Origin of the sequence: Legionella pneumophila subsp. fraseri (assembly GCF_000586315.1) — a bacterium.
GTDB lineage: Bacteria > Pseudomonadota > Gammaproteobacteria > Legionellales > Legionellaceae > Legionella > Legionella pneumophila_B.
Genome location: NZ_JFIM01000015.1, coordinates 117,528 through 124,992 on the forward strand (window position 1 = coordinate 117,528; position 7,465 = coordinate 124,992).

The following is a 7,465-nucleotide window of genomic DNA, read 5'->3' on the forward strand; positions in this document are numbered from 1 at the left end:
CAAGCCCCAATTTTAATTCATAAATTGGGAATGAGAAAAACTAATAGAGAAATTCATGCTGAATAATAATGTGGTATTGATTACTGGTGGTACCGGTGACATTGGTACGGCTGTTGCCAAACAATTGGATTCAACTTTTAAACATGTCATTGCTTTGGATTTGGTTTCTTATGATGAAGGAGAGGCATGGCTTCATGATTTGAAGACTCAAGGCTATAAAAATATTAATTTCAGGCATATGGATGTGACTGATTATGAGCAATGCGCTGAAATAATAGGCTTAATTATTGAAGAATTTGGTGGTGTTGATGTATTGATTAATAATGCTGGAATTACCCGAGATGCCGTATTTACCAAAATGACCAAAAGGCAATGGGATGAAGTGTTACGTGTCAATCTCGATGGAATGTTCAATGTAACCAAACAAGTCGTAGAGAGTATGAAAGCCCGGGAGTCAGGTCGGATAGTGAATGTGTCTTCGGTTAATGCTCAAAAAGGGCAATTTTCCCAAGCTAATTATGCTGCTTCAAAAGCTGGAGTATATGGTTTTACCAAAAGTCTGGCTCAAGAGCTAATGATTAAAAATATTACTGTAAACAGCATTTCCCCTGGCTATGTTAATACTCGTCTGATGAAAGGTATTAGACCGGATATTCTGGAGGGGATTATTAATTTGATACCCGCAAAAAGATTGGCAGAACCGCAAGAAATTGCTTGGGCTATTGAATTTCTGATTAGTGAAAAAAGTCGTTATATCACTGGAGCAAATCTTAGTGTGAATGGTGGCTTGCATATGTATTAATTTTTAACTTTGAATGAAATTATTAAAGAAGTGCGCAAGAATTACTCTTGGGTTTAAATAAACAAACTATACCAATTTTGCACCTCATTTTATAATTGCATTTCTATGTCTAATACTTGAGAAAACAATGACTCGACTCATAAAAAAATACAAAAATCGAAGACTGTACGATACTGAAATTAGTCAATATATTACTGTTGAGCAACTGCAAAAATATGTTGTGGATGGTATTGATTTCAAAATAGAAGATTCGGAGACAGGAAAGGATTTAACTAATTCGGTTTTGTTACAAATCATAGTGGAAATGGAGGCAGGCCCAACACAATTTTTGTCTTCTGACATTTTGCGTCAAATCATTTCATTAGCCAATCATCCTATGCATGTTTCCTTTAAGGAAATCATGGAGCAAATGTTTCATGCTATGGACAAGCCCTTACAAAGTAATCCTTACCAGCAAGCAACTGAAGTTTGGAATAAGCAAATGCAACAAATGATGCAACAATGGCAAAAAATGTTCAAGGTTTAAAAAAATTTACTCTTTAATTTTTTGTGGTTTATAAACTGTTTCACTTTGCGAATTTCGCTGTTGGTTCAGAACATACAACACGCATGAAAAATACAATGATAAAATCATAATTCTTGGTGCACTGCAAAAAAAATTAAGATAAGATATTGACAAATAATCAAGATAGGGTCTACTATTATATTGTGCAATGCAACAAATGGAGAATATTATGACCCAATACAATTTTGAAAGATGGAGTGAAATGGCCAAAAAAATACAAGAGCCTTTCCAAGCCATAGCTGAACTGAATGTAAAAACCTTGCAAGGGTTGAGTTATTTAAAACCCGATGAACTGGCTCAAGTTAAAAAACCTGAAGAAATGTTGGAAAAACAAATTAATTTGGCAGTCGAAAACGGCCACAAGGCTTTGGATTATATGCAGAAATCTTTTCAAATTATTGAAAAAGCCATGTTAAGTTTTGTGCAAGAAGCTAAAAAAACAACTGCTGAAGTAAAGAAATAATTCCTTGAAAAGGCTTATTTGGTAAAAATAAGCCTTCTTTTTTATTTTCATATCGTTGGGCATATTTCCAGCCACCAGGTGCTAGATAATAGGTAAGTGGGGCAATTAAAATTTTTCGTTAAGAGAGACGAGTAACGCGCTAATAAAAACATGGGCCATTTCATAAAACAAATAATATCTATACCGGTGTAACCCACTCAAAATTATAGCTTACCAATAAGATATTAATTTATAAGCTATCGAATATCAAAAAGCTCGCATCCACTAGAGACAGGTTTTGCAGGCAATACAACCTGAATATTAATTCCCTTTATAGTCGGGCTGCTGCGAGCCTTATCAAGGTAATCAATTAAAGGGACATCTACTACCTTACCATATTGAGAAGAGGCTTGGCGAAAAAACAGTTCGTTGTTAATCCAAATGGCAAAGCCTAAGTGCGAAATATCCAATTCAGTTCCTATTTGTTGACGTAAGTCCCAATTAGGTCTGATGATTTCAATAATAGATCCGTTAGGAATTTGGGAAAATAAATGAAGGTTAGGTTTATTCTCTGAAAATAAGGTAGTGAACGGAATATAAGGAACATTAGAAAGTGAAGTTTCCAGCTTTTTACCTTTGGTTTTTAGTTCTATCAGACGTTTTTCCTGTTCATTTTTATCTTGTTTTTGCAATCGAATGGTATCAATTGTTTTATGATCGTACCATTGAGGTTTATTGATTAATGCATTAGCAACTAGAGCAACAGGTTGTTTTTTTTCATTTCTGATGGAGAAGGTAATGTCTTTAAGTAAACCTCTCTTCTGGTTATAGTTATTCCAGTCTATAGAGGTAAAATGATTTCTGTTGATATAAGATCTTTTCCCATTTTTATAGCGAGTATGTTTTAAACACTCCTGGAATGATTCCAGAGAGTTAGCTAATGCTAAAGAAAGTACTGTATTGACATAAGTATCACAATCAAAGCCATCAACACGATATCTGGGAAATTGGTCATAGCGGGCGTCTGGGCCTTCACCCAAAGAGCCAAGGATATATTTTGTTCCTTTAAAGTATGCGCTGATCTGGTCAATTCTATCTGCCATAGAAGTGTTCGGCATGGTATTGAGTGTGTGATATAGTTTCCTAATTGAAGAATTCGCCTGTTCTTCAATAGCAGCTGAGTTAGTAGTAATCGAAGGGGTAGATTGGGTTAACCCCGTATCAACATGTTCCTTAATATTGGTTGATTGGCTGCTATAACTGGAAATGCTGGTAATAAAAAAAGCGAAATATATTAAGTATCTTTTGGGAGTGGGAATAGGTTTCATAAGTCCTGTTTGATATTTTAAATCTAATTTTGGTTACATATTAACCTTTTTCAGAGGTTGGAGGCAATAATGCTCAATCTAATATGGTTAGGAATGATACTGGTTTCAGTGGTTGTTGGGATTATTGAGGGGCGTATTGACGACGTAGTACGGGCGGTTACCGATTCTGCCAAACTTGGATTTGAGCTGGCACTTGGTTTAGCTGGAATAATGACCCTCTGGTTAGGAATAATGTCTGTTGCTACAGAATCAGGCTTGGTTTCCATTTTAGGTAAAATACTCAAACCAGTGTTAAAACGATTATTTCCCGATATACCTGTTGAGCATCCTGCAATGGGAGCAATGGTAATGAATATTGCTGCGAATATGTTAGGTCTCGCTAATGCTGCGACCCCTTTTGGATTACAGGCAATGAAGGAATTGCAGAGTCTTAATCAGAATTTGAAAGTTGCTACGAATTCGATGTGCACTTTTTTAGCAATAAACACGTCCAGCGTTCAATTAATTCCTGCAACCGCTATCGCATTTCTTGCTGCAAATGGGAGTACAAACCCAAGTAGCGTGATCTTTACTTCTTTGATTGCGACGACTGTTTCTACTCTGGTAGCTATCGTTGCTGTAAAACAATTAGCTAAATTACCGCGATTTAAAATTGAAAGGACAGACAGCTTATGAATGAATTCGCTAATCATTTATCCAATTGGATGTTTTTGACTTTCATCGTTGGTATCCCTTTGTATGGTGCAATTAAAAAGGTAAATGTATTTGATGCTTTCATAATTGGCGCAAAACAAGGTTTTGATGTTAGCGTAAAGCTTATACCTTATCTAGTTGCAATGATGGTTGCCATCGGTATGTTAAGAGCCTCAGGATTTTTTTCCTTAATGAGTCAGATCTTATCTCCAGTGTTAGCTATGATAGGAATGCCTTCCGAATTATTACCTTTAGCTCTTATCAGGCCTTTCTCTGGAAGTGCCTCAACAGGAGTTATGGCAGAATTGATTCATAAATACGGGGGTGATTCATTCATCGCAAAAACTGCAGCAACAATGATGGGAAGCACGGAAACTACTTTTTATGTGATTGCAGTTTATTTTGGCTCAGTAGGTATCAGAAGAACAAGGCATGCTATTCCTGCGGGATTATTGGCAGATTTAGCCGGAATCATTGCTTCAGTATTAATTTGTCGTTATTTGTTTACATGATATAAAACAAAATTATATCCCCATTATTTAGAGCCTATCAGCCTTATAAAGAGGCATTTGCTCTTATTTAGGAGAGTGAGTTTAAGTATTGCAATTTTATTGGACAGGGTTTGCTGCACGGAAAAATTCCCCACCTGTCTTTTATCCAACATTAATCTTCTTTTTCCCTTTACTTGCCAGCTGAGCTTGTTCGAAAAGCTTTAATCGAGCTAAAAGAGTACTGGCTTTTGCTTTGAAGGCGGCCATTTCTCTTGCTGGGACTGGAGCTGCAGTAGGCAGGCTTATTGTAGTTGGGTTTCTTGGTTGATTATTGACATGAAGCTCGTAATGACAATGAGGCCCAGTCGCCAGACCTGTTTGGCCTACATAGCCAATAACTTGACCTCGTTTTACTTTACTGCCTTTTGATAGACCTTTCTGAAATTTGAGTAAATGCCCATAAACTGTGCTGTATGTTTTATCATGTTTAATCTTAATCATATTGCCATATCCGTTATGCCTATCGATGATGGTAATAACGCCATCACCAGTAGCATGTATCGGAGTGCCAATCGGGGCTGCCAAATCGATGCCTTTGTGCGCTCTCCTGTAATGAAGAATGGGGTGGTATCTGGATAAAGCAAAAGTCGAGCTTATGTGGCTAAATTTAATTGGATAGCGAGTAAAGGCCTTTTTAAAGCTGGTGCCTTGTGGGGTAAAATAGTCTTGCTCACCATGAGTGTTAGTATGACGTATTGCTTGATAGGTTTTTCCACGATTAGTATAAGTCACTACTAGAATGTCACCAACTCCTACCATCTTATCTTCAATATAATAAGCATCATAAATTATCGAGAATTGATCCCCTGAGCGTAGAGATCTGGAAAAATCTATTTCTTTGTTAAAGATAGTGGTCATTTGACGGACTAATTTTGAGGGGATATTAAAACGTTGAGCTGTTGTATATAAAGAACCTTGTACTGTTGCAGTCACATAACGGTTTTGAGTGATTGTTTTTTTGGAGTCAATTTTGGTTTTGTATATTTTCCCTGAGCGATAAACGGTCAGTGTTTGCACGGCGTTTACAGGGACAATTAATTTTTCCAATTTATTTTTTTTGATTAAAAATTGTAATTTCTGGCCTGGTTTGATTCTTGTTAGCATTTTGGAATGCGGGTTGTTTTTTATCACGGCATTTAGGTTTTGTGCGGTTAGTCCTAACCTATGGAAAATAGTTGCCATGGAATCTCCGGAATGAGGATTGACTATTTGCCATTCATTATCCTTTTTAACGTGGTTTTTATTGATTGGTTTGTCTTGCTTGTCTTGTTTTGTTTGTATGGTTTTTGTAACAGATTTAATATCAGGCTTTTCATGTAGAGCTTCGGTAGAAGCTTCAGCAGGGATATCTCTTGGCAACTCTTCTGATAACTGTGGGTATAAAGCAGTTTGGTCTGTGTAAGTGTTTCGTTTAGGGTGTGAAAAATTTTTCACTAGCAAATATGGAAGCGAAAAGGCAAATACCAACGCAAAAATCGCTAATAGCTTTGATGAGTTACCAGATTTTCTTTTTGGTATATTCGGTCTTTTATCCATTTTTTGCCTATATTGCCGTCATCTGAAAAATGCTGCTATTTAAATTTCAATCAATATATCACAGTCATTATTTGGAAGTGACCGCTACCTTAAGTCAACTAAATCGACTCTTATTTGGATATTTTGTTATATTTTTTTCAATTTAGAGTAATAAATTATCTCAAAATGTATCATTTGGTATAGCAGGAAATTGCTAACCGGGCTAAGATACTCGCTGTGAGAAGATAGGTCAATCATTTATATGGGTTTTAATGACATGATAGTTCAAGATTCAGTTTGTTCCGAATTAATGCGGGGTTGCGAGGAAATTCTTCCTATACCTGAGTTGGAAAAGAAATTACAAAAAGGTATCCCATTGAAAATAAAGGCAGGTTTTGATCCAACAGCTCCAGATCTTCATTTGGGACATACTGTACTACTTAATAAGTTGCGACAGTTTCAGCAATTTGGCCATGAGGTTATTTTTTTGATTGGTGACTTCACAGCAATGATTGGTGATCCGACTGGGAAAAATGTAACTCGCATGCCATTGAGTCAGGAGACGGTTCTGGAAAATGCAAAAACCTATCAACACCAAGTATTTAAAATCCTTGACCCTGATAAGACTACTGTCGCCTTCAATTCACAATGGCTTAATAAATTTAATGCAGTTGATTTGATTCGACTAGCGGCAACACATACTGTAGCAAGAATGTTGGAACGCGATGATTTCAACAAGCGCTATACCACAGGGCAGCCTATAGCTATTCATGAATTTTTGTACCCGCTATTACAAGGTTATGATTCAGTGGCATTAAAAGCCGACGTTGAACTTGGTGGTACTGATCAGAAATTTAATTTATTGATGGGGAGAGAATTACAAAAACATTATGGTTTTGAGCCCCAAGTCGTCATGATGACTCCATTGATAGAGGGTTTGGATGGTGTAAAGAAAATGTCAAAATCTCTTGATAATTACATTGGGATCAATGAAGCTCCTGAGCAAATGTTCGGAAAAATCATGTCGGTTTCTGATGAGTTGATGTGGCGATATATTGATTTATTAAGCTTTAAAACAGGTAAGGAAATACAACAATTAAAGAAATCAGTATTAGAAGGGAAAAATCCCAGAGACGTTAAGATTAATTTTGCCAAAGAAATTGTTGCGCGCTTTCATGATGAAGCACAAGCTGAGCTCGCTCATGGTAAATTTATTGAGCGATTTCAAAAAGGGATTATTCCAGAGGATTTGGAAGAACTCTCATTAGCTCTTTCTGAGTCGGTAGCATTATCTCAATTATTAAAACAAATTAATTTGACAGCCAGCACATCCGAGTCTATAAGAATGGTGAAACAAGGGGCAGTTAAAGTGGATGGAGATAAAATTTCAGACCCTTCCCTGAAATTGCCTATTGGCAAGTGTTATATTATTCAAGTTGGGAAACGGCGAATTGCCAAGCTGAATATACAACAAGCAGACTGAGATAATTTTTTAAAAAATTTAAAAAAGTATTTGACAGTGGTGTTGAAATGAGTAGAATACGCCCTACGCCACGAGGGCGGGTTCAT

General features: G+C 36.5%; 8 protein-coding genes. 6 read left to right on the top strand and 2 right to left on the bottom strand.

Annotated features, from left to right (window positions below; all coding sequences use genetic code 11):
* Positions 1-55 precede the first annotated feature (55 nt).
* The 3 genes from phbB (at position 56) to CC34_RS0104995 (ending at position 1,830) form a co-directional block, all read left to right on the top strand.
* Positions 56-802: an acetoacetyl-CoA reductase gene (gene phbB / locus CC34_RS0104985; RefSeq protein WP_027228807.1), complete on the top strand. Its 747-nt coding sequence runs from the start codon at positions 56-58 to the stop codon at positions 800-802.
* Between the two features lie 127 nt (positions 803-929).
* On the top strand, positions 930-1,328 hold the full coding sequence (locus tag CC34_RS0104990) for a polyhydroxyalkanoate synthesis regulator DNA-binding domain-containing protein (protein WP_027228806.1): 399 nt from the start codon (positions 930-932) through the stop codon (positions 1,326-1,328).
* Positions 1,329-1,536: 208 nt separating this feature from the next.
* Entirely contained in the window at positions 1,537-1,830 is a 294-nt protein-coding gene (locus tag CC34_RS0104995) for a phasin family protein (protein ID WP_014843422.1), read from the top strand.
* A 236-nt stretch (positions 1,831-2,066) separates the two neighbouring features.
* Here CC34_RS0104995 and CC34_RS0105000 read toward each other — a convergent pair whose 3' ends face one another.
* Positions 2,067-3,137, bottom strand: coding sequence for an N-acetylmuramoyl-L-alanine amidase-like domain-containing protein (locus tag CC34_RS0105000; protein WP_027228805.1), 1,071 nt, complete (start codon positions 3,135-3,137; stop codon positions 2,067-2,069).
* Between the two features lie 69 nt (positions 3,138-3,206).
* On the opposite strand from CC34_RS0105000, the gene CC34_RS0105005 reads away from it, so the two are divergent.
* On the top strand, positions 3,207-3,812 hold the full coding sequence (locus CC34_RS0105005) for a nucleoside recognition domain-containing protein (protein ID WP_027223625.1): 606 nt from the start codon (positions 3,207-3,209) through the stop codon (positions 3,810-3,812).
* The gene (locus CC34_RS0105010) at positions 3,809-4,342 is read left to right on the top strand and encodes a spore maturation protein (RefSeq protein ID WP_027228804.1); all 534 of its coding nucleotides are present in this window, start codon (positions 3,809-3,811) and stop codon (positions 4,340-4,342) included. Before CC34_RS0105005 ends, CC34_RS0105010 begins: the two co-directional genes overlap by 4 nt.
* Positions 4,343-4,483: 141 nt before the next feature.
* Here the strand turns inward: CC34_RS0105010 and CC34_RS0105015 are convergent, their stop codons facing one another.
* Complete coding sequence (locus CC34_RS0105015) at positions 4,484-5,917, bottom strand: peptidoglycan DD-metalloendopeptidase family protein (RefSeq protein WP_028379202.1); 1,434 nt, start codon at positions 5,915-5,917, stop codon at positions 4,484-4,486.
* A 256-nt stretch (positions 5,918-6,173) separates the two neighbouring features.
* Here CC34_RS0105015 and tyrS point away from each other — a divergent pair, with 256 nt between their 5' ends.
* Positions 6,174-7,379 carry a tyrosine--tRNA ligase gene (gene tyrS / locus CC34_RS0105020; RefSeq protein ID WP_027228802.1) on the top strand — a complete coding sequence of 402 codons (1,206 nt, stop codon included), beginning with the start codon at positions 6,174-6,176 and terminating at the stop codon, positions 7,377-7,379.
* Positions 7,380-7,465 lie beyond the last annotated feature (86 nt).

Coding starts and splice junctions, on each gene's coding strand:
- phbB (WP_027228807.1), top strand. CDS start 56: ATGCTGAATAATAATGTGGTATTGATTACTGGTGGTACCGGTGACATT.
- CC34_RS0104990 (WP_027228806.1), top strand. CDS start 930: ATGACTCGACTCATAAAAAAATACAAAAATCGAAGACTGTACGATACT.
- CC34_RS0104995 (WP_014843422.1), top strand. CDS start 1,537: ATGACCCAATACAATTTTGAAAGATGGAGTGAAATGGCCAAAAAAATA.
- CC34_RS0105000 (WP_027228805.1), bottom strand. CDS start 3,137: ATGAAACCTATTCCCACTCCCAAAAGATACTTAATATATTTCGCTTTT.
- CC34_RS0105005 (WP_027223625.1), top strand. CDS start 3,207: ATGCTCAATCTAATATGGTTAGGAATGATACTGGTTTCAGTGGTTGTT.
- CC34_RS0105010 (WP_027228804.1), top strand. CDS start 3,809: ATGAATGAATTCGCTAATCATTTATCCAATTGGATGTTTTTGACTTTC.
- CC34_RS0105015 (WP_028379202.1), bottom strand. CDS start 5,917: ATGGATAAAAGACCGAATATACCAAAAAGAAAATCTGGTAACTCATCA.
- tyrS (WP_027228802.1), top strand. CDS start 6,174: ATGATAGTTCAAGATTCAGTTTGTTCCGAATTAATGCGGGGTTGCGAG.